This is a genomic window from Tateyamaria sp. (assembly GCF_059783535.1).
Map to the genome: position 1 here is coordinate 1 of NZ_JBYNDP010000045.1, position 19719 is coordinate 19719.

Below are 19719 nucleotides of genomic sequence, written 5' to 3' on the forward strand. Positions count from 1 at the left end.
CAGATGTCCCAAAGTCTTCCTATCCGCCATCGCTCTCGCTGCACTCGTCATTTACCGGCCATGAGTCCTGAACGTAGAGGTCTAATTTGATTGTTAGTGCGTGATCGGCTTTGGGTCCATCTGGACGATGGTTTCCAGTGCCGGTGGGCTGTACGGTCGTTTCGTGTTGTAGTGTTTTCTCCTTTCTTCGATCAGGATTTGAGCTTCCCGCAGGCCGTAAAAATGGTGAAACAATCTTTGGTCACCTCAAACCTTTGGTGATCGATTCGCAGCACGGCCAGCTTGCAACGATGTGTTTCATGAATATGCATTTGACCGGCGCTCTGGTCAGAATGACGGTTGAGCTTGGAGATGATGAAGTCAACCGCCTTCTGAAAACATTCATTGCAAATTTGCGGACTGAGATCACAAATTTCACGACCGACACCAGTCAATGATTGTCGGGACGTTGGCTGCGTAGATAGAAGTGGAAATGCCTTCCTGGTTGCTCAGCTGTCTGAGAGATACGGTTCTCGTTCCTGCGACGCCGTTTCTAGCAAATAACACGCAGCTTCATGTCCATCCCGTAGAACCATTGGCGGTCTCGTCTCAGTGCACTTCGCCATCGCGTGTGAGCAGCGCGAAGCGAACAGGCAGCCAGAGGGCAAGTCCAAGGGGCTGGGCAAATCACCTTCCAGCATCTGTGGCGCAATGCGAACAGTCGGGTCGGGTACTGGCACTGCGGATAGCAGTGCTTGAGCATAAGGATGCTGCGGTGCGCGGACAAGGTCGGCAGCGGGTGCACGTTCCATCTGGGCCCCCATATACATGACCAGCACTTCATCCGAGATGTGGCGGACAACGCCAAGGTCATGAGCAACGAACACGAGCGCCAAACCCATCTCGCGTTGCAGCTCTTTGAGCAGGTTCACAACCTGCGCCTGTATCGACACGTCCAGCGCCGATACGGGTTCATCGCATAGCAGGACCTTGGGCCCGGCCACCAACGCTCGGGCAATCCCGATACGCTGGCACTGCCCGCCCGAGAACTCGTGCGGAAAGCGGTTTGCCTGTGCAGATGGGATGCCGACCCGTTCAAGCATCGCCAGCGCCTTGGTCTTTCGTTCCTCCGAGTTCATATCGGGCCGGAAGAAGGCAAGAGGCTCTGTCACGATCTCGCGGATCGTCATCCTTGGGTTCAGCGATGCGATGGGATCTTGAAAGATCATTTGCATCGTGGCGCGTAACCGTTGCATCGATGCACGATTGCCATAATCCACCTGTTCACCATCTAGGGTCACGGTACCGGATGCCAAGGGCGCAAGCCCCGCAATCGAGCGGATCAGCGTCGATTTTCCGCACCCTGATTCACCGACGATGCCAATCGTCTTTCCCGCCTCCAGATCAAAGGAAACACCGTTGACCGCATGGACCACACCTGCTGGTGACCATGGCCACTTCTTGGTTTGGCCAACTCGAAATTCGACATAGGCGTTCTGAACCGACAACATCATGTCAGCTCCTCAATGGGGCGCAGACAGGCACGGCCGTCACGCAGTGGGGGTAGGGTTTCGCGGCAGATGTCCACTGCATCCTCGCAACGGGGCGAGAAGGGACATGCCACGGGGAAGCGGTGCTGGTTGGGCGGACTGCCAGGAATGGCGGTCAATTCATCCGACGGGTCTTCGATGTTCGGAACGGCGCGCAGCAGACCGCGGGTGTAGGGGTGACCGGGTTGATCAAACAGTGACGTGGTTTTGGCCGTCTCCATAATCCGCCCTCCATAAAGAACCAGCACGTCCTCGCAGAACCCGGCAACTACGCCAAGGTCATGGGTGATGAGCACGACCGAAGTTCCCAGATCGCTCTGCACATCTTGCAACAGCTGCATGATCTGAGCCTGCACCGTCACGTCCAGCGCGGTTGTCGGCTCATCTGCGAGGATGAGCTTGGGTTGGCACATCAAAGCCATGGCAATGACAATCCGCTGACGCATCCCGCCTGAGAATTCGTGGGGATATGCGCGCAGCCGAGCCTTCGCGTCCGGGATGCGAACCGCGTCCATCACCTCCAGTGCTCGAGTGCGGGCGGCACGGCGCGACAGCCCCTCGTGATGTTCAACGATCTCGGTCAATTGCCGCTCGATTGTCATGTAGGGGTTCAGAGATGACATTGGGTCTTGAAAGATGATCCCGATTTCGCGGGCGCGGATGCGGTTTATCTCCCGCGTGGACGTGGCCAGAAGGTCCTGGCCATCCCACATAATACGTCCCTCGACCTCGGCATTCTTGGCAAGCAGCCCTATGATGGCGAGTGCGATCTGCGACTTGCCGGATCCACTTTCACCCACGACCGCCAGACGACTGCCGGGGGCCACGGAGAAGGAGACATCGTTGACAGCGTGGACCATACCGTCGCCGGTGCGGAAGCGGATGTGCAGGTTTTCGACACTCAGCATGGTTTGCCTCGGGCTGTAGAGGTTTTCATTTGGCTCTTCATCTCAACGCTCCTTGGGGTCGAGCGCGTCCCGCAGACCGTCGCCGATGTAAAAGAGCGAGACCTGGGCCAGCACGAAGATTGCCGCAGGGAATCCCAACTGCCAGAGGGTGCCGAAGGTCATTGTGCTCGCCCCTTCAGACAGAAGGGCACCTAGCGAAGTATTGGGTTCCTGAATGCCAACACCGAGGAAAGATACCAAGCTTTCCATCATGATCACTTCGGGGATGACCAATGACGTATAGATCACCACCACCCAGAGAACATTGGGGGCCAAGTGGCGGAAGATGATGGCCAGGTCTGACATGCCAAGCATCCGCGCCGCATCAACGAATTCACGATTCTTAAGCATCATCACCTGACCGCGCACGATCAGCAGGCCAGCGGTCCAGTTGACCAGGATGATGACGAGGATCATCTGGCTCATGGAGCGGCCAAAGAAAGCCTGCCAGACAACAAAGAAGATGATGTAGGGGATCGCCAGCCAGATGGTATAGGCGCCCAGAACAGTGCGGTCGAAACGCCCACCATAGTAGCCCGCGAGTGCGCCCAAAGTTGCGCCCAGAAGCACGGAGACCGGGCCCGCGATGAAACCCACCAGCAGCGACGTGCGCGTGCCTTGCACCACGCGGGCGTACAGGTCGCGGCCCAGTTCATCGACGCCGAACCAGTGCCCGTTTTCCAGTGAAGGGCCACCGTCTTGCTTGATGCGACCCAGCACGTTCCAGTCAATCTCTTCAAAGGACCAGCGTGCGAACAGGTTGCCGAAGATGGCAAACAGGATCAGGACGCTGAGCATCCCGACGGAAAAAACGGCCATGCGGTTGCGCAAAAACCGCCGCCCCGCATCAGCCCAGAACGAACGGGAGGCAATCGTATCTCCGGCGCGTTCATCGGCAAAGGCGGCAGAATTCAGACGACGTTTGACAGCCCCTATCATGACAGGCCCGCCCGTACTTTCGGGTCGATCCATGCATAAAGCAGGTCAACCGCGAGTGTCAGCGCAAAAGTCAGAACAGCATACAAGATCGCTAGGCCGAGCAGGATGGAGTAGTCGCGGCTGTAAGCACCGTCGATAAAATCCTGTCCGATGCCTCCGGTGGAAAAGAAAACATCTACAAAGACCGATCCCGTGATCATGTAGACAAAGACTGGCCCCATGTAGGTGAGCGTCGGCAACAGAGCCGGCTTCAGCGCGTGGCGCAGAATGATGGTCCGCTCGGGCAAGCCTTTGGCTCGCGCTGTGCGGATGTATGGAGAGCCCAGAACTTCCAGCATCGACCCACGTGTTAGGCGCGCGACTGAGGCCATGTAGGACGTCCCAAGCGCGATGGCGGGCATAACAATGTACTGCCACTGGCCTCCGTTCCAGCCACCTCCGGGCAAAAGGCCCCAGGAGAGCGTGAAAAGTAGAACTAGCAACGGGGCCAGCACGAAGTTCGGAAAGATTTGGGAGAAAATGGCCAGTCCGGTCATTGTGTAATCCCAGAATCCATTATGTCGAAGGGCCGCGATGATCCCCAGCGGCACACCCAGCATCAACACAAAGACGGCGGACCAGAACCCGTAGGTTAGCGTCACGGGAAAACCCTGCGCGATAACATCGTTCACCGTCCGGTCTTTTTGGGCGAATGAGGGACCGAAATCAAAACAGCAGACGATGTTTTTGATGTAAGTCCACAACTGGACATGGAGCGGCTCGTCCATGCCATAGCGTTCCAGCACGTTGGCCATGACAGCGGGGGGCAAAGGGCGTTCCGAGGTGAAGGGTCCACCCGGCGCGAGGCGCATCAGGTAGAACGCGAAGATCACGAGGATCAACAGCGTCGGGATCACCATCAAAAGACGGCGAAGGGTATAGTTGAGCATTGCGGGCTCCGAGATTCCGGCGGGGGAGATGCCCCGCGGTTACGCCCCGGCGCGGGGCCGGGGCGTAAGGGTTACAATCGCATCAGTCGGCGACGCGATACAGATCCTTAGCGTACCAGTTTTGCTCTACGTTATTGATCGGCCACCCCTGGATGCTCTCGGACAGCATGATGTTGGTTGAGTAGTGGTAGATCGGGATAACGGGCATCTCGGCGGCCACAATCTGCTCTACCTCGGTATAGAGAGGCTGTGGGTCCTGAGACGATTTTGCTTCTGCCATCAATTCATCGACGCGGGCGTTCGAAAACTTGGCATCGTTGTATCCGGACTCTGTGGTCAGAAGATCGAGGAAGGTCGACGCTTCGTTGTAGTCACCGCACCATGCGCCGCGTGCCATATCGTAGTTTTGGGCGCCGCGTGTTTCGAGGAAAACCTTCCATTCCTGGTTCTCCAGTGTCACATCCACGCCCAGCTTCTGTTTCCACATCTGGCTGGCAACTATTGCGACCTGCTGGTGCGCCTCGGACGTGTTGTACAGGTAAGTGAAGCTCAGCGGCTCACCACCTTCACCATAGCCCGCCTCCGCAAGCAGCTCCTTGGCTTTGGCATCACGCTCGGCCTGCGTCATGCCAGCCATGTCGATATCGGGTGTTTCGAATCCGGCGGTCGCGGCAGGCGTAAACGAGAAAGCTGGGAATTGACCCCCTTGCAGCACGCGGTCCACGATCACCTCGCGGTCAACCGCCAGCGCCAGGGCCTGACGTACGCGTACATCCTTGAAGGCTTCGGGTCCGGAGGCGAGGTTAAAGTTGAAATAGTAGTTGCACAGGCGGGGAAGAGCGAACGCTTCGTCCGGGAACTCTTCGGCCAACGCGGGATACTGACCTGCGGGGATGTCGGTCATGTCCAACTCGCCAGCACGCCATCGGGTCAAACCCTGCGCCTCGTCGCCTATGACGAATGTTGTGACCGTATCCAGAACCGTGTTTTCGTTGTCCCAGTACATTTCGTTCCGTGACCGAACTGAACGTTCCTTTGGCACATGAGCTGTCAGGACGTAAGCGCCGTTACTCACCATGTTCTCGGGGCGGGTCCACTGTGACCCATGTTCCTCAATTACCCACTTGGGGGCGGGGAATGTGGTGGCATGCGTGACCATCTTGGTGAAATAGGGCAGCGGTTGAGACAATTGTACGACCAGCGTTGTGTCGTCGGGGGCCGAGACACCAAGCGCGGTTGGTTCCATGTCGCCTGCGATGATGGATGCACCATTCTCAATGGACATCAGCTCCATATACCAAGCGTACGGCGAGGCCAGTTCAGGATCGACCGCGCGCTGCCAAGCATAGACGAAGTCACCCGCAGTAACAGGTGTGCCGTCTGACCATTTGGCGTTGTCGCGCAAGGTGAACGTATAGGTCAGGTTGTCGTCTGATGCCTCGTGGTTCAGCGCGACACCAGGCACGATGTTGCCGTCAGCATCCTGATTGTAGAGCCCTTCAAAAAGATCGCGCACCACGTTCGAACCGTCCACATCCTCTACAACCTGCGGATCGAAGGACGAAAACTCGTCAAGCGTGCGATAGGTAAAGGTTTGCTCCTCTGCCAGAGTCACCCCATCAGGGATGTCAGCAGCATGAGCGGTGGTTGTAAGACAAGTTGTTGCAATGGCGGCGGCAAGAAACGAACGGCGCTTCATAGGGGGGCTCCTCTGTTGGTTTTAATTTGTGCTGTCTTGGTACTGTGGCTTAGGTGCGACAAAGACCAAAGCCGTGTCGAGTAGAATTGACGTTACGGCACTTGACGGTCGGCGAACTTCCGCCATTCGCCAAAGTTTGCTCGTAAAACAATCGCTTGCGCTTCACTCAAGACAGAGGGTGATGCGCAGATGGAACATCTGGGATGATGCCAGACAACGATACAGGAAATTCGACTGACCGTCGATATGAGACCGCTTCAGTCCTCTTCATTCTCGTCCACGACCTTGCCGAAACAACTGTCGCTCCCGCATTTTTGCATTCACTTTTGACGGGAAGTCGTGTTCTTGCCGTGGGCGGAAAATTCTAGCCCAGCCGAAATGCCGAACTCAGCGTTTCATGATGTTCGGTTTGGTTGTCATGCTTGGTTGTAATCCATTTGCGCCTACATCGACTAGGTGTTTGGGATTGGGCATCGGACATTCCCGCAGCGCCGGCTTGATATCCATCATTCTGGCAAGCTGCAGACTTCTTGACAAGAACACCCGGGACTAAACAGGGCGCGGCAAGCGAAGGCGCAAGTACTTACTACTAATAATCTGGTCATGAAAAAAACACGCCTTCGCCCATTGCCGCAGCGGCGACATTAGCTGTGATACCAGCGTCGTTCGGGAAGAATCGAACTTCGCTTACTAGGTGGTTTCCATTCGCTATGTCCGCCCTTTCGCAACCTACATGGGGCGCCTCACGTAACGCGTCCATGTACAATCCAATTATGCCCAGAGGTGGCACTTAGTTCCTGAAATCTTTCCGAAATTAATCCGAAACGTGGTTAGCATGGTCGCGACTAACCACTTCTATTGTGATGCACAATGCGTGACGCATGCGTGCTTTGATCAATCGTGTCCACCGACGGAGCAAAGCGCGGGTTCTTCAACCATTTGAAAATGAGGTTCGTGTTGACAGCGTACCGCCGCGCGACCTGCGCCACCGACACCGCAAGCGTCTTCGCCTGCGCACAGATCTCCCGCTTCTCCTCGTCGGCCCAATACCGTTTTTTCTATCTGCTTGTTGAGTGCCTCATGCTGTCCACTATTGATGGTGGACACTTAATCTCCGCCAACCATACGCGTCAGATCGGATTCAACGGACGCTCACGCTCACCAAGCAAACTGCCAGTTTCCGGCAACGAAAACGTCGAACGCATTCGTCCCCACTGCCAGAAAGTACTCCCCAACTTGGTGAGCGAGCACAGCAATACTGCTGCAAGGCCGGGAAAAAGCAGGGGTTAAAAAAGCGCAGGAACGGAATGTAGTTTAGCGCCTACCTTTGCAAGCATCCATATTCCGTAGACGACTCGCGGCTCAAACGTGCTGTGCCCGCGCACAAACCGAACATCAATAGACCTTGGATGAGCGACACCAGTGTTTCATTACGAATGAAATCAACAAGGTCCTGAAGTAGGCCATCTGTTTTGCCTGCAACCTGCCACCAGGAAGCTAGGTAAACGACCGGATAAACACTCAATACAGAGGTGGTCATGATGAAAACGGCTCCGCCTCCGGCGTTTTTCTTTGGTTCTCGGTCATTCTGCAAATGCCCGATCAACCAGACGGTATTGGGCTGGGCTTGAGTCGTATCCGCAATCTTGTCGTGCCGGATGAACAACAATGTAAACCGGGCGTGAATATTGTTCCTCAGACGCCTCGCTTTCATGTGAACTGCTTCTATGTTTTCTTCGTTCAACCCGTCGCCGACCAAAGCGCTGCGGACTTGCTCTCCATCGTTTCTATGGTCGTCTCGACCGGGCAGTTCTTATGCACCGCAAAGGTCTTGTCCCGGCTGCTTCCAATGACATGGTACAGAACATGCCGTATCGCGGCGATCCAATGTGCATAGAACCGCATGACCCTTTCGATCAGGGAAAACGGCCGATAGACAGCGCAGAGACGATAGCCTCTGATACAAGGATTGGCTTGCTCAGATCGAAGCTTATGTCCGTCCGGCGAGATCCGTGTCGTCACCGATGCCTTCACGCGCGCCGACAATCGTGAACGTTGAAGAGTCGGAAGAACTCGCCGTTTCTGACGCGGCGACAATAAAGGCGACAATAAAATAGAGTTCCGTTGAGGTGAGGATGGCACCATATGCGCAAAGGTAAAGAGCCGCATAAGCCAGAAGGTTGCGCAGCAGTTCCCCCTTGGTACACAGCGCATTCAATCAACACCTCTAGGATCGGATACCGATCATGCGGTGCAACGTCGAGTGGGGTTGAAAACTGGCGGTATGCCTCAATAATCAGCGTGTCAGCCCCTACAACCACCACCGCCCAATAAGCGACAAGCATCGGACTGGATCAGTAGCAGGTCTCGATTTGGGGACTGCATGCCCCGCCGCTCTGCCGTTGTCGGGGCGATCAAAACCGTGACTGCAATGATTGTTGTGATCACCGTGCACTCAAACAAAAATATTTGAATTTCACCCGATCAATTGGCAAGCAATTAATCTGTGCGCGAGGATTGGCTCAAGTTTGGCTAAAACTCAAACTGTTGGACCGCCAAGTGCCTTCCGGCATCTCCCTTGCGGTGTGTGATTTTCGATCCAGCAAAGGATCGCCTTTTAATAATAACAAATATTTTTCAGAGGATTATAACTCGCTCTGATCTGTTCTACTTCGGAGCGGACGTCCGCTTTCAGCGATCGTCGCATGCAATACGATTGGGCGGACAACTGCATACTGTTTGGTGCTGGAAAACGCGCACAAACCTGCATAAGTCACGACTGTCACAAAGCATTCTAAACCTGATGGCCCGTCGTTCATCACCCTGTAAGTCCCGGCGATGGTTTCTGTCGTTACCCCTTTGGTCAGCAAACCGCGAAAGCGCCGACCGACGAAAGGGACAGACAATGACGATGACTGCGGACCATGAAACGCTAGGCAAGGCAAACCCCGTTCTGGCCGAAGGGCTGAAAACGGTTCTGCCCCCAGCGGTTTCGGCCACAGTTCTCGGCGCGGCGATCTGGTTCAAAGCTACCACTCTCCCCCCTGATGGCCGGATCGTTCTTATCGTCATTGTCTGTGCGCTGATCGGTTGGGTTGCGACCCGGTTGCCGGACAGTTTGGTTGCCTTGATCGCCGCACTGGCCCTTGTGGTCATGGGCGCGCAACCGCCCGAGGCTTTGACGGATACACTTGGATCACAGATTGTCTGGCTCTTGCTGGCAGCTTTCGTCATTGCCGCAGTGATCAAAGAGGCTGGCCTTGTGGAGCGCCTCGTGGCGCCGCTGACGCGAGGTGCACCACGCGTTCTGCCTTTTTTCTTGCTGACCGGTTTGGCAATTTCGGCCACCGCGTTCCTTCTGCCCAGCACATCGGGGCGTGCCGCACTTTTGCTGCCGGTCTTTCTTGGGCTGTTAGCTGCTTTGCCGGATCGTCGACTTATCAAACCCCTGGCGCTGCTGTTTCCGACGGCGATACTGCTTTCGGCGGGCGGTTCTTTGATTGGTGCAGGCGCACATGTGGTCGCCGTTGAGGCAATCGACGCGACCGGCGGGCCGAGGATCGGCTATCTGGATTGGCTGCGTATTGGCGCACCGCTTGCCGGGGCCTCGGTCGTTCTGGCTACTGTCCTGATCTTTGCGATGTTTGTGCCCCAAGACTTGCAGTACGCTCGTATCGTGCGGTCGGCAAAAAGCGGATCACTTACGCCAGTACAGCTCCGCATCCTGGTTGTGCTGGCCAGTCTTGTCGCACTCTGGATCGCAAAACCCATGCATGGTTTGGACGAATCCCTGGTCGCGTTGGGCGGAGCGGTCTTGCTTTTGTTGCCGCCGTTTTGCGCACGCAAACCGAAGGAAGTCTTTCGTTCGGTCGACATGGAGCTGGTGCTGTACATGGCGGCCACACTGATGCTGTCGGTCGCCGTAGTCGACACCGGCGCTGACCAATGGTTGGCAGCCGGAGCCATGCGTCTCATGCCACCAGAACTGGCGTCTCATTCAGGCGCTGTCGTGATCTTCATATCCATCGCTGCCGTGATCTCACATCTGGCCATTACATCACGTTCGGCTCGCGCCGCGATCCTGATACCCGCACTGGCGCTGCCAGTGGCTGGCCTTGGGCATGACGCGACAGTGACCATCCTGATTGCCGTCATGGGGACAGGCTTTTGCCAGACCCTAATGGCGAGTGCCAAGCCGGTTGCCATTTTCGGCATGCACGAGTCTGCAGGGTTCAGTCAAAAGGACCTTTTTAAACTCGCCCTCCCACGCGCTCCGATCAAGGTCACGCTGCTTGTCGCCTTTGCGCTTTGGGTGTGGCCGGACCAACTGGCCAAGCTTGGCCTTGCGCAACCGCAACAGTCGCAGCCTTCTACAACGCTAGAGCCGCAGCCGCGCCATCAGGCATCCGCTGCGGTCCAGGTACCTAAGCCACCGTCAACCAGCCAACGCCCCGTGCTGCGCCGAGAACGTACAGTGGCGGTTATTCCGGACATCTCACACGTCGCGCGCACTGCACCCGCTAGGGCTGAAACCCAACCGGCAATCATCGCACAGGCCCGCGGCGATCTCCGCTTCGCGCACAGGCAGCTCAAGCGCGATCTCTCCCGCCTGTTCCGATGACTCGCATCAGGCAAGTACCTCCAACCCTCCCTCCCACTTCACAAACAAAAGGAAACAGAACCATGACCATGACTGTTCTTGTCGCACCGTCTGGCTTTAAGGAGTCTCTTTCTGTGAACGCCGTTACCAAATCTATTTCCAAGGGTATTCTACGCGCCATGCCGGACACGCGTATTCTACAAGCGCCCATGGTTGACGGCGGCGAAGGCACGACCGAAGCGCTGGTGCGCGCTACCGGCGGCGCGATCATCCCGGCTTGTGTCACCGGACCCGTTGGTGAACCGGTCGACAGCTTTTACGGCATTCTTGGTGGTCCCGGACCACGCACTGCAGTGATCGAGATGGCCGCAGCTGCGGGCCTGTCGTTGGTACCTAGTGACTGCCGCAACCCGATGCTGACCACGTCCTATGGGGTCGGCGAACTGATCCTGCATGCACTTGATACCGGGGTGGAGAAAATCCTGATCGGTTGTGGTGACAGCGGAATCAACGATGGCGGCGCAGGCCTTGCCAAAGCTCTTGGTGCGCGGCTCCTTGACGAGGAAGTGGCTGAGATCGGGCGTGGCGGCGCCGAGCTGATGTGGCTTCACCAGATCGATATGTCGGGCCTTGATCGACGTCTCCGGTCGGTCCGCATCGATGTCGCAGTAAACTGGCATAACATGCTGCTTGGACCGAAAGGCGTTGCTCGCGTCTTTGGTCCGCAGAAAGATGCAACACCGACGCAGGTGGACTACCTTGATTCCGCGTTGCAGCGCTGGGCGACAGTTGTCCGAGCGGAAACCGGTGTGGATGTCGGGACCGCGCAGGGCGCAGGGGCTTCTGGTGGTCTGGGTGCTGGTCTGATGGCATTCGCAGGGGCCACTTTGCATCCGCGCTTCGATATCATGATGCAATATCTCGATTTCGACCGTTTGCTGGATCAGGCCGACCTTGTCATCACAGCAGAGGGCAGCCTCGACGGCCAAAGCCCTTACGGTAAAGTACCTTGCGAGGTTGCACGTCGTGCAGCCGAGCGGGACATTCAGACCGTTGCTCTCGTCGGGACCATTGGCAAAGGGGTCGATCAGACCTTATCCCACGGGATTTCGGCCTTTGCATCGATCCTGAAGCGGCCATGTACGCTCGAAGAAGCCATACGCGACGGCGAACGCCTTCTGCGCCGTGCCGCAGAAGACGCGATGCGAATGATGTGTGTGGGTTTGCGCATGTCTCAGAAAAAACAGGCCGCGTATGCATGAGCGTGATGCTGGCGGGTTTCAAGCTCGCCAGCTCTGTCGCTCCCGTCCAGGCGCATGCGATCCTATTTGATAGCGTCAGTTAGATACAAATCAGGCACAAAAAAGGCGTCATTTCAGACCGAGTTTTTATGACTGTGGCCGATCCGCACTAGGCAAATCAGAACCCGCTGCGCTAACCGTTGTCGGGCCTGGGGGGGCACGCTTGTCGAGGCATCTTAATGCTTAAAATTTTGACCGCCGCACTCTGTGCGACGCTCTGTTTCTCCGGTTTGGCAGAAGCACAAGACAGGAAACGGCTGGGGTACGGCCGCCTGATCACCAATGACTTCTTTGGAGATGGAGAGGACCGCTGGCGTACCGGTGGTTTCCAATCCTCACGCGTGTGGGGACCTGCGTGGGATGGCGCAGCGCCGACCGGGTTCGGCCAGTTACTTGAGCTCAGGTTGTCCGCCGAAATCCTTGCGCCTGATGATATCCGCGCACCGGATCCGGGGGATCGCCCCTATGCCGGTGCGCTGTCGGCGGGTCTGCACACGCATTTCACGCGAGGGCCAATGGAGTATTCCGTCGGGGGTGACATCGTCTTTCTGGGGCCGCAAACCCGCCTCGACGAACTTCAGGACGCATTCCATGACACGTTCAACATCACCACACCATCGGATGCGGTGCGGGATGCGCAGGTCGGCAACGATATCTTGCCAAATGTGGTGGTCGAGGCCGGGCGCAGCTTTGCCATAGGACAATCCACGTCCCTCCGCCCGTTTGTCGAGGCGCGGGCCGGTGTCGAGACGCTTATTCGGGCCGGTGTGGATTTTACATACGGTGCTTTTGGGCAAGGCGAGCTTCTGGTGCGCGACGGTGTCAGCGGACAACGTTACGACGTCGTGCAAGCAGATTGGACCGGATTCAGTTTTGTGCTGGGAGCGGACATTGCCCGGGTGACAGACAGTGAGTTGTTGCCGGCGAGCAGCGGTATCAGTCCGGAAGAAACGCGAGAGCGTTTGCGCGCCGGCGTGATGTGGCGCAGCGAAACAGGCATTTCGGGGTTCTACGGTTTGACATATCTGGGCGAAGAGTTCGAAGGTCAGGATGAGGGCCAGATCGTCGGTGCAATTCGTTGGCGTGTGCCATTCTAGGATGCGTTGAGATAGGGTGCTGACGACCAGTCGCCAACATCACGTTATCTTCCGCGTGCAACACTCTGGAATCTTGTCGAAATCCACACTTCACAGAAGCGAATCACTTTGCTAACGTGCCTGCAATAAAAAAAGTAAGGCAGGCATACAGGCAATGGAAACGGGCTTTCGTGGCACGTTTGTCATCTCCTGGTCGCAAACGGAAGTGGACGGTCTCGAGGCCGCACCTTTGCCGTCGTTGGCGGTAGGCGCTGCATGGGCTTGGCGTGGGGACGCTGTGCGCGTGGATGGTCCGCAGGATGTATTGCGTCTGGACAGGGCGAACGGAGAAGACGTAATCCGCCGCAGGGCGGCGCGGATGGTGCATCGACTTGTCGGGGCGGCCATCGACAACACCCCTTTGACATCCGAACCGGAAGAGGCCGAGCCGCTGATGACGGACAGCAGCTTTGTCGTCACGGATGGCGCCAAGAGTTACACAGTGACAGTGATCGAAGTGGGGCGCGGTGCGCCGCCATTGTTGATGTTCCTAGATGATATTCCGCCGCGAAAAACAGACCTGTGGGTTGTACATCACACCATCAACACGGCCTACGGTGATCCAACTCCGGATGGAGCAGGTGGCGTGATTTGCTTCACGCCGGGGACATGGATCGACACACCCGATGGGCCGCGCCTGATCGAAGATCTGCGCGAAGGCGACAAGGTTCAGACACAAGACAATGGTCCTCAAGAGATCTTGTGGACTGGAAGCCGTCATATGACCGGTGCACGGCTCTTTGCCATTCCGCGGTTGCGCCCGATCCGGATTGCGACTGGCGCACTTGGGGTCAAGCGACCTGATCAGGAATTGCTGGTGTCACCAGAACATCGGATGCTGATCAAGGGAGACGTGGCCAGGGATCTGTTCAATACTCCTGAGGTGCTGGTTGCGGCCAAGGATCTGGTCAATGGGTCCACCATCACCGTCGACCTCAAGGCCCGCAAAGTGACCTATGTTCACCTGCTTCTTCCCAAACACGAAGTTTTGCGTGCCAACGGTGTGGAAACCGAAAGCTTCCATCCGGCCAATACTGCGCTGTCGATGCTGAACGAAGATGATCGCGCGCGGCTGGTGGCAGGCATGCCGAACCTTGAACGTGACCCGCATACCTATGGCAGCTACGCGCGCCGCAACCTGAGCGCCAGCGAAGCCGCAATCCTGAACCACGTCGCTTGATCCGAAGGACACCGCGCGATGACAGGATGTCGGGGCGTTAAAGTCGTACGTTCGGTCCGGAGAAACGGTTCAACTGAACCCCGGCGTGCCTTTGTCCTCAGGCGTGCGGGCCAGATGCTTGGCCTTGATCTTGGCTGAAGTGTCGCGGGAGCCATCGTGGCTCCATCCCGGCGGCGCAACCGCATACAGCACGCGATCTTTGAGCGTCAGCCCGCGTTGGGTGACATCCTTCCAAATGCCGACCCATTCGTGAAAGGCGACCCGGATCGGGTTGAAGGTGCCGATGTTCTGGACCAGCCCGTAGTCCGGCTTTTCGCTCTCCAGTTCTGGCACGAAGGTGCCGAACATCTTGTCCCAGATGATGAACACACCGGCGTAGTTGGCATCAAGATATCGCGCGTTACGCCCGTGATGGACGCGGTGGTGACTAGGTGTGTTCATGATTGCCTCGACCCAACGGGGCAGTTTGCCGATGGCCTCCGTGTGAATCCAGAATTGGTAGATCAGGTTCAGCCCGCCGACAAACAGCACCATGGCCGGGTGAAAGCCGAGCAGGATCAAGGGCGCGCGGACCACCATCATGAAAGTGAAGGTGCCCGTCCACGTTTGCCGCAGCGCGGTGGTCAGGTTGTAGTGCTGGCTGGAATGATGGTTGACGTGGCTGGCCCAGACCCATCGGATACGGTGCCCGAAGCGGTGCACCCAGTAGTACCGCAAATCATCCAGCACGAAGCACACCAGCACGACCCAGACGCTGGTTCCAAGGTCAAGCGGAGTGATCGCCCAGAGCCACATGAAAAAGCCCCACGCGATGAACCCCAGTAGAATGCCTGACGCAACACTACCCGCCCCCATGATCAGCGATGTAACGGCGTCACGCGTTTCGTAGCGCCCGCCGCGATGCTTGATGACGATCCATGCCAGTTCGATGGCAATCGCAACGATGAAGAAAGGGACAGCGAGTTGTACGACGTCGGGGTAGGTCAGGTCGCTCATCATTTCTGGGTGATCCACGTTTGCCAGTCGGTGTATTCGTCGGGGGTCAGATGCAGCTGCACTTTCGGAGCGGCATAATCGTTAAGGTAAAGCGTTGCCGATTTTGCCTTGATGCGTAGGGTTTCGTCGCCAGTCAGTAGCCTGGCGCAGGTGTCTGTCCCCATCTGCCAGAGGATGCCCAGCCCGCGCTCTGTCGTGATCCGGGCGGCACGTCCGTTGGCGGTTATCATGATCCTTTCGATCACTTCATCCGGGTACGCACGCAGCCATGCGGCATGTGCAGTTTCCCTTGTGAAAGGCGGTGCTTTTGACAAGCCAAGCAAGTGCAGCGCGAGCGCAATGCCTGCGATGCCACCAACCACCAATATGAGCAGGATGTGCAACGGCACGGCCTTATCCTCCCTGCTGTCACTTCAGCGGAGCAGGCGCGCCATCGTCAAGCTTGGCGTCGCGTCAGGCTTGGGTCCAGCGTCAGTAAGGTGTTGCCCACCGGTGGCCGCAAGGCGATGAAAAAAATAAAAATGTTGGTCGCGACTGCGTGCAACTCGTTCGGCGATAGCTGCGGTGCAAACTGTTCACATTTGTCTGCTGAACCAACCCGGTTGAAGGGATCGTCCCCAGGTGCACCCAATACTCTACGCGCGGATTGAGTTTAGCTACTCTCGCGTCCGATCAGCGTTGCGATTATCGCTTTGGCGCTGTCGGACGACCAGTCTGCATCGCCACGCAGGCGGGCGATCTCGCGCCCTTCTGGATCGATGAGAACTGTGATGGGCAGGCCAAAGACGCCCATCTGAGCGGCTAGTTTTTGTTTTGGGTCCTGATGGCGGGGCAGGTTGGTGGCGTTTATCTCTTCCAGGAATTTCACGATGGCAGCCGGGTTGTTGCGACCCGTCGCGATGGTGACCACTTCGAAATCGTCGCCACCGAATTCGGCCTGCAATTCTGACAGCATAGGCATTTCGTGGCGACAAGGCGCGCACCAGGTTGCCCAGAAGTTCACCAGGATGTGCTTGCCTTCGTAGTCGGCAAGTGAGCCTTGGCCCGCACCATCGGCCAGATCGAAGGATTGCATCGATACCGCTTCGGGCGTGCCGTGGAAGATCAGTTTTTTCATGTCACCATCACGCAGGGCGGCAGCGGCATCCGTGTCGGCAAGCGCGGGAATTGCACCAAGGCTCAGGGCCATGTAGAGGGCTGCGACAACAGTTTTTTTCATGTCTCTTCCTTAGGTGGGCGACCAGATGACCGACAAATCCGCGAATGCAATGTGGGGGGGCCGTTTTGCGGCAGGGCCAGATGCGATCATGGAGGCAATCAATGCCTCGATCGGATTTGACCAGCGCATGGCGTCCCAGGACATCGCGGGCTCGCGCGCCCATGCCGCCATGTTGGGCGCCACCGGCATCCTGAGTGATAAGGATGTGGAGGCGATCCGGGAAGGGCTGCTCACGGTCTTGTCAGAAATTGACGCAGGCACGTTTCAGTTTTCCACGGCTCTGGAAGACATCCACATGAATGTCGAGGCGCGGCTGAAAGAGGTGATCGGGGAACCGGCGGGGCGTTTGCACACCGGGCGCAGCCGGAATGATCAGGTGGCGACCGACTTCAAATTGTGGGTGCGGGAGCAGTTTGACGCTGCCGAAGGCGCGCTTTTGTCCTTGATCGCCGCTCTTCTTGATCAGGCAGAGGCGGGGGCCGATTGGGTTATGCCCGGCTTCACCCATTTGCAGACGGCGCAACCGGTCACATGGGGTCATCACATGATGGCCTATGTAGAGATGTTTGGTCGCGACTTGTCGCGTGTCCGCGATGCGCGCGCACGGATGAACGAAAGCCCATTGGGGGCAGCAGCACTTGCAGGGACGTCTTTCCCGATTGACCGGCAGATGACAGCAGAAGCGCTGGGATTTGACCGGCCTGCTGCGAACTCTTTAGACGCCGTCAGTGATCGAGATTTTGCACTGGAATTCTTGAGTGCGGCCAGCATCTGTGCCGTGCACCTGTCCCGTTTTGCCGAAGAATTGGTCATCTGGTCTTCGGCTCAGTTCCGGTTTGTCACCCTGTCCGACAAATTTTCGACCGGATCGTCGATCATGCCGCAGAAGAAGAACCCGGATGCCGCTGAACTGATCCGTGCCAAGGTGGGCCGTATCTATGGCGCTCATACCGCCTTGATGATGGTGATGAAGGGTCTGCCGTTGACCTATTCCAAAGACATGCAGGAGGACAAGGAACAGGTGTTCGATGCCGCCGACAACTGGATGTTGGCGCTGGCGGCGATGGATGGGATGGTGCGGGATATGACGGCCAATCGTGAAAGTCTGGCTGCCGCAGCGGGGTCCGGTTTCTCGACCGCAACGGATTTAGCTGACTGGTTGGTACGTGTGCTGGGCCTGCCTTTCCGCGATGCCCACCATATCACGGGCAGCCTTGTGGCATTGGCGGAAGCAGAAGGATGCGACCTGCCCGATCTGACGCTTGATCAGATGAAAACCACGCATGAAAGCATCACTGAAGATGTTTTCACCGTTTTGACCGTGGAAAACTCCGTTGCATCGCGTACAAGTTACGGAGGCACTGCGCCGGTTCAGGTCCGTGCGCAGGTCGCCCGATGGAGAGAGGTGATCGCATGATCCGTATCGTTTGTGTCCTTTCATTGCTGGCCGTCGCGGCCTGTGGAGCAGATGGTGAGCCTGTGCAACCCCATGCGGGCGTAAACATCGGTGTGGGTGCAGGTGGCGTACATGCAGGTGGTACTGTCGGTGTGAGCCGCGGACCCTTGTCAGTAGGCGTGAGCATCTTCTGATCCATGGCGCCCATTCGCATGATCTACCTTGGCCTTGCCATTTGGGGGGCCATCCATCCGATGTACTATTTCGTCACCTGGTTTCAGACCAACACCTGGGATCTGATGGCCATGGTTGATGCATGGCATGTGAATGCCGCCACAAGCGGGCTGGTTTGGGATCTGACCATTGCGGCCCTCGCCCTGACGTTGTGGATCATTTCGGAAGTGGCGGTGCGCCGAAATTGGATCGCGCTTGTCGCTATTCCTGCAACATTCTGCATTGGCGTCAGTTGCGGTCTGCCGCTTTACCTCTTTTTGCGGTCGCGTTCCGTCACCTGATTGATCCCGGCGCCCGCGCCCGCTAAAGGCGCTTCCTATGGATCATTTTCTGTATCGTGATGGCGTGCTGCACGCCGAGGATGTCCCGGTGGCCGAGATTGCCGCCACCGTGGGCACGCCGTTTTACGTCTATTCGACAGCGACCTTGCTGCGTCACTTCACGTTGTTTGATGATGCGCTGGACGGGATGGAGCATCTGGTGTGCTACGCCATGAAGGCGGCCAGCAATCAGGCGATCCTCAAGACCCTTGCACAAGCTGGCGCTGGCATGGACGTGGTGTCGGGTGGTGAATATGCGCGGGCCAAGGCTGCGGGCGTGCCCGGAAACAAGATCGTTTTTTCCGGCGTGGGTAAGACGGCAGATGAAATTCGCATGGCCCTGACGGGCGGTATTCGCCAATTCAACGTGGAATCCGAGCCCGAGATGGAGGTGCTGAACCGTGTCGCGGGCGAGGTTGGTGTTGTTGCCCCCATCACCATCCGGGTGAACCCGGATGTGGATGCCAAGACCCATGCCAAAATCGCGACCGGCAAATCCGAGAACAAATTTGGTATTCCCATTGCTCGCGCGCGCGAAGTTTATGCCATGGCAGGCGCGATGGACCACATCGAGGTCATTGGGATCGATGTGCATATCGGCAGCCAGTTGACCGATTTGACCCCGTTCGAACTGGCCTATCAGAAGGTGGCCGAGTTAACCGTGCAACTGCGCGAGGACGGGCACGATATCCGCCGCCTGGATCTTGGTGGTGGTTTGGGCATTCCGTATGCCCGGTCAAACGAAGCACCACCGCTGCCCACCGACTATGGCGCGCTGATCAAGCGCACAGTGGGCCATCTGGGCTGCGAGGTCGAGATTGAACCTGGTCGCCTGATTGCGGGCAATGCGGGATTGATGGTGTCAGAGGTTATCTATGTGAAATCTGGTGAGGGCCGTGATTTCCTGATCCTTGATGGGGCGATGAACGACCTGATCCGTCCAGCGATGTACGAGGCACATCACGACATCGTTCCTGTAATCGACCCCGCTCCGGGGACCGAGCAGGCTCCTTATGATATCGTCGGCCCAGTCTGCGAATCCGGGGACACGTTCGCCAAACAGCGCATGATGCCGCCCCTTGCAGCCGGAGACCTTGTCGCCTTCCGATCGGCGGGCGCCTATGGCGCGGTCATGAGCAGTGAGTACAATACAAGGCCGTTGATCCCAGAAGTTTTGGTCAATGGTGATCAATACGCGGTGATCCGCGCACGCCCGACCTTTGACGAAATGATAAATCGCGATACCATTCCTGAGTGGCTCTGACGCGTTCAGGGTCCATTGAGGCTGTTGGCG

The 19719-nt window shown here is 57.3% G+C and carries 20 protein-coding genes and 1 pseudogene; 9 read left to right on the forward strand and 12 right to left on the reverse strand.

Annotated features, from left to right (window positions below):
- Positions 1–93 precede the first annotated feature (93 nt).
- The 6 genes and pseudogenes from AC6RA8_RS10700 to AC6RA8_RS10725 form a co-directional block, all read right to left on the reverse strand.
- Positions 94–222 (reverse strand): annotated as a pseudogene (locus AC6RA8_RS10700) (integrase core domain-containing protein); the annotation flags it as partial.
- Positions 223–488: 266 nt separating this feature from the next.
- Positions 489–1493, reverse strand: coding sequence for an ABC transporter ATP-binding protein (locus AC6RA8_RS10705; RefSeq protein ID WP_500352711.1), 1005 nt, complete (start codon positions 1491–1493; stop codon positions 489–491).
- The gene (locus tag AC6RA8_RS10710; RefSeq protein ID WP_500352712.1) at positions 1490–2437 is read right to left on the reverse strand and encodes an ABC transporter ATP-binding protein; all 948 of its coding nucleotides are present in this window, start codon (positions 2435–2437) and stop codon (positions 1490–1492) included. The genes AC6RA8_RS10705 and AC6RA8_RS10710 overlap by 4 nt, the downstream gene beginning before the upstream one ends.
- 42 nt (positions 2438–2479) lie before the next feature.
- Positions 2480–3448 (reverse strand): ABC transporter permease, encoded by a 969-nt coding sequence (locus AC6RA8_RS10715; RefSeq protein WP_500352714.1) that lies wholly within the window; start codon positions 3446–3448, stop codon positions 2480–2482.
- Entirely contained in the window at positions 3412–4344 is a 933-nt protein-coding gene (locus AC6RA8_RS10720) for an ABC transporter permease subunit (RefSeq protein WP_500352716.1), read from the reverse strand. Before AC6RA8_RS10720 ends, AC6RA8_RS10715 begins: the two co-directional genes overlap by 37 nt.
- An 82-nt stretch (positions 4345–4426) precedes the next feature.
- Complete coding sequence (locus AC6RA8_RS10725; RefSeq protein ID WP_500352718.1) at positions 4427–6043, reverse strand: peptide ABC transporter substrate-binding protein; 1617 nt, start codon at positions 6041–6043, stop codon at positions 4427–4429.
- A 900-nt stretch (positions 6044–6943) separates the two neighbouring features.
- Here AC6RA8_RS10725 and AC6RA8_RS10730 point away from each other — a divergent pair.
- Positions 6944–7333, forward strand: coding sequence for a hypothetical protein (locus AC6RA8_RS10730; protein ID WP_500352719.1), 390 nt, complete (start codon positions 6944–6946; stop codon positions 7331–7333).
- 31 nt (positions 7334–7364) lie between these two features.
- Here the strand turns inward: AC6RA8_RS10730 and AC6RA8_RS10735 are convergent, their stop codons facing one another.
- From AC6RA8_RS10735 to AC6RA8_RS10745, 3 genes are all read right to left on the reverse strand, one after another.
- A complete protein-coding gene (locus AC6RA8_RS10735; RefSeq protein ID WP_500352720.1) occupies positions 7365–7787 on the reverse strand; it encodes a hypothetical protein in 423 nt (140 codons plus the stop codon).
- On the reverse strand, positions 7784–7948 hold the full coding sequence (locus AC6RA8_RS10740; protein ID WP_500352722.1) for a hypothetical protein: 165 nt from the start codon (positions 7946–7948) through the stop codon (positions 7784–7786). Before AC6RA8_RS10740 ends, AC6RA8_RS10735 begins: the two co-directional genes overlap by 4 nt.
- An 85-nt stretch (positions 7949–8033) precedes the next feature.
- On the reverse strand, positions 8034–8261 hold the full coding sequence (locus AC6RA8_RS10745) for a hypothetical protein (protein ID WP_500352723.1): 228 nt from the start codon (positions 8259–8261) through the stop codon (positions 8034–8036).
- 687 nt (positions 8262–8948) lie between these two features.
- On the opposite strand from AC6RA8_RS10745, the gene AC6RA8_RS10750 reads away from it, so the two are divergent.
- The 4 genes from AC6RA8_RS10750 (at position 8949) to AC6RA8_RS10765 (ending at position 14260) form a co-directional block, all read left to right on the forward strand.
- Positions 8949–10664, forward strand: a complete 1716-nt coding sequence (locus tag AC6RA8_RS10750; protein ID WP_500352725.1) for an SLC13 family permease — start codon at positions 8949–8951, stop codon at positions 10662–10664.
- A 62-nt stretch (positions 10665–10726) separates the two neighbouring features.
- Positions 10727–11905, forward strand: a complete 1179-nt coding sequence (locus tag AC6RA8_RS10755) for a glycerate kinase family protein (protein ID WP_500352726.1) — start codon at positions 10727–10729, stop codon at positions 11903–11905.
- Between the two features lie 218 nt (positions 11906–12123).
- The gene (locus AC6RA8_RS10760) at positions 12124–13041 is read left to right on the forward strand and encodes a lipid A-modifier LpxR family protein (protein ID WP_500352728.1); all 918 of its coding nucleotides are present in this window, start codon (positions 12124–12126) and stop codon (positions 13039–13041) included.
- 154 nt (positions 13042–13195) lie between these two features.
- The gene (locus tag AC6RA8_RS10765; RefSeq protein ID WP_500352730.1) at positions 13196–14260 is read left to right on the forward strand and encodes a Hint domain-containing protein; all 1065 of its coding nucleotides are present in this window, start codon (positions 13196–13198) and stop codon (positions 14258–14260) included.
- Between the two features lie 69 nt (positions 14261–14329).
- On the opposite strand, the gene AC6RA8_RS10770 is transcribed toward AC6RA8_RS10765, so the two are convergent.
- From AC6RA8_RS10770 to AC6RA8_RS10780, 3 genes are all read right to left on the reverse strand, one after another.
- Entirely contained in the window at positions 14330–15259 is a 930-nt protein-coding gene (locus AC6RA8_RS10770; RefSeq protein ID WP_500352732.1) for a sterol desaturase family protein, read from the reverse strand.
- Complete coding sequence (locus tag AC6RA8_RS10775; RefSeq protein ID WP_500352733.1) at positions 15256–15645, reverse strand: hypothetical protein; 390 nt, start codon at positions 15643–15645, stop codon at positions 15256–15258. Before AC6RA8_RS10775 ends, AC6RA8_RS10770 begins: the two co-directional genes overlap by 4 nt.
- A gap of 263 nt (positions 15646–15908) precedes the next feature.
- Positions 15909–16475: a TlpA disulfide reductase family protein gene (locus AC6RA8_RS10780; RefSeq protein ID WP_500352734.1), complete on the reverse strand. Its 567-nt coding sequence runs from the start codon at positions 16473–16475 to the stop codon at positions 15909–15911.
- A gap of 25 nt (positions 16476–16500) precedes the next feature.
- On the opposite strand from AC6RA8_RS10780, the gene argH reads away from it, so the two are divergent.
- Genes argH through lysA form a run of 4 tightly spaced genes read left to right on the forward strand, consistent with a single transcriptional unit; the run spans position 16501 to position 19689 of the window.
- The gene (gene argH / locus AC6RA8_RS10785; RefSeq protein ID WP_500352736.1) at positions 16501–17892 is read left to right on the forward strand and encodes an argininosuccinate lyase; all 1392 of its coding nucleotides are present in this window, start codon (positions 16501–16503) and stop codon (positions 17890–17892) included.
- The gene (locus AC6RA8_RS10790; protein WP_500352737.1) at positions 17889–18065 is read left to right on the forward strand and encodes a hypothetical protein; all 177 of its coding nucleotides are present in this window, start codon (positions 17889–17891) and stop codon (positions 18063–18065) included. Before argH ends, AC6RA8_RS10790 begins: the two co-directional genes overlap by 4 nt.
- Positions 18066–18068: 3 nt before the next feature.
- The gene (locus AC6RA8_RS10795; protein WP_500352738.1) at positions 18069–18386 is read left to right on the forward strand and encodes a DUF2834 domain-containing protein; all 318 of its coding nucleotides are present in this window, start codon (positions 18069–18071) and stop codon (positions 18384–18386) included.
- 37 nt (positions 18387–18423) lie between these two features.
- The gene (lysA, locus tag AC6RA8_RS10800; protein ID WP_500352740.1) at positions 18424–19689 is read left to right on the forward strand and encodes a diaminopimelate decarboxylase; all 1266 of its coding nucleotides are present in this window, start codon (positions 18424–18426) and stop codon (positions 19687–19689) included.
- Positions 19690–19719: the final 30 nt, after the last annotated feature.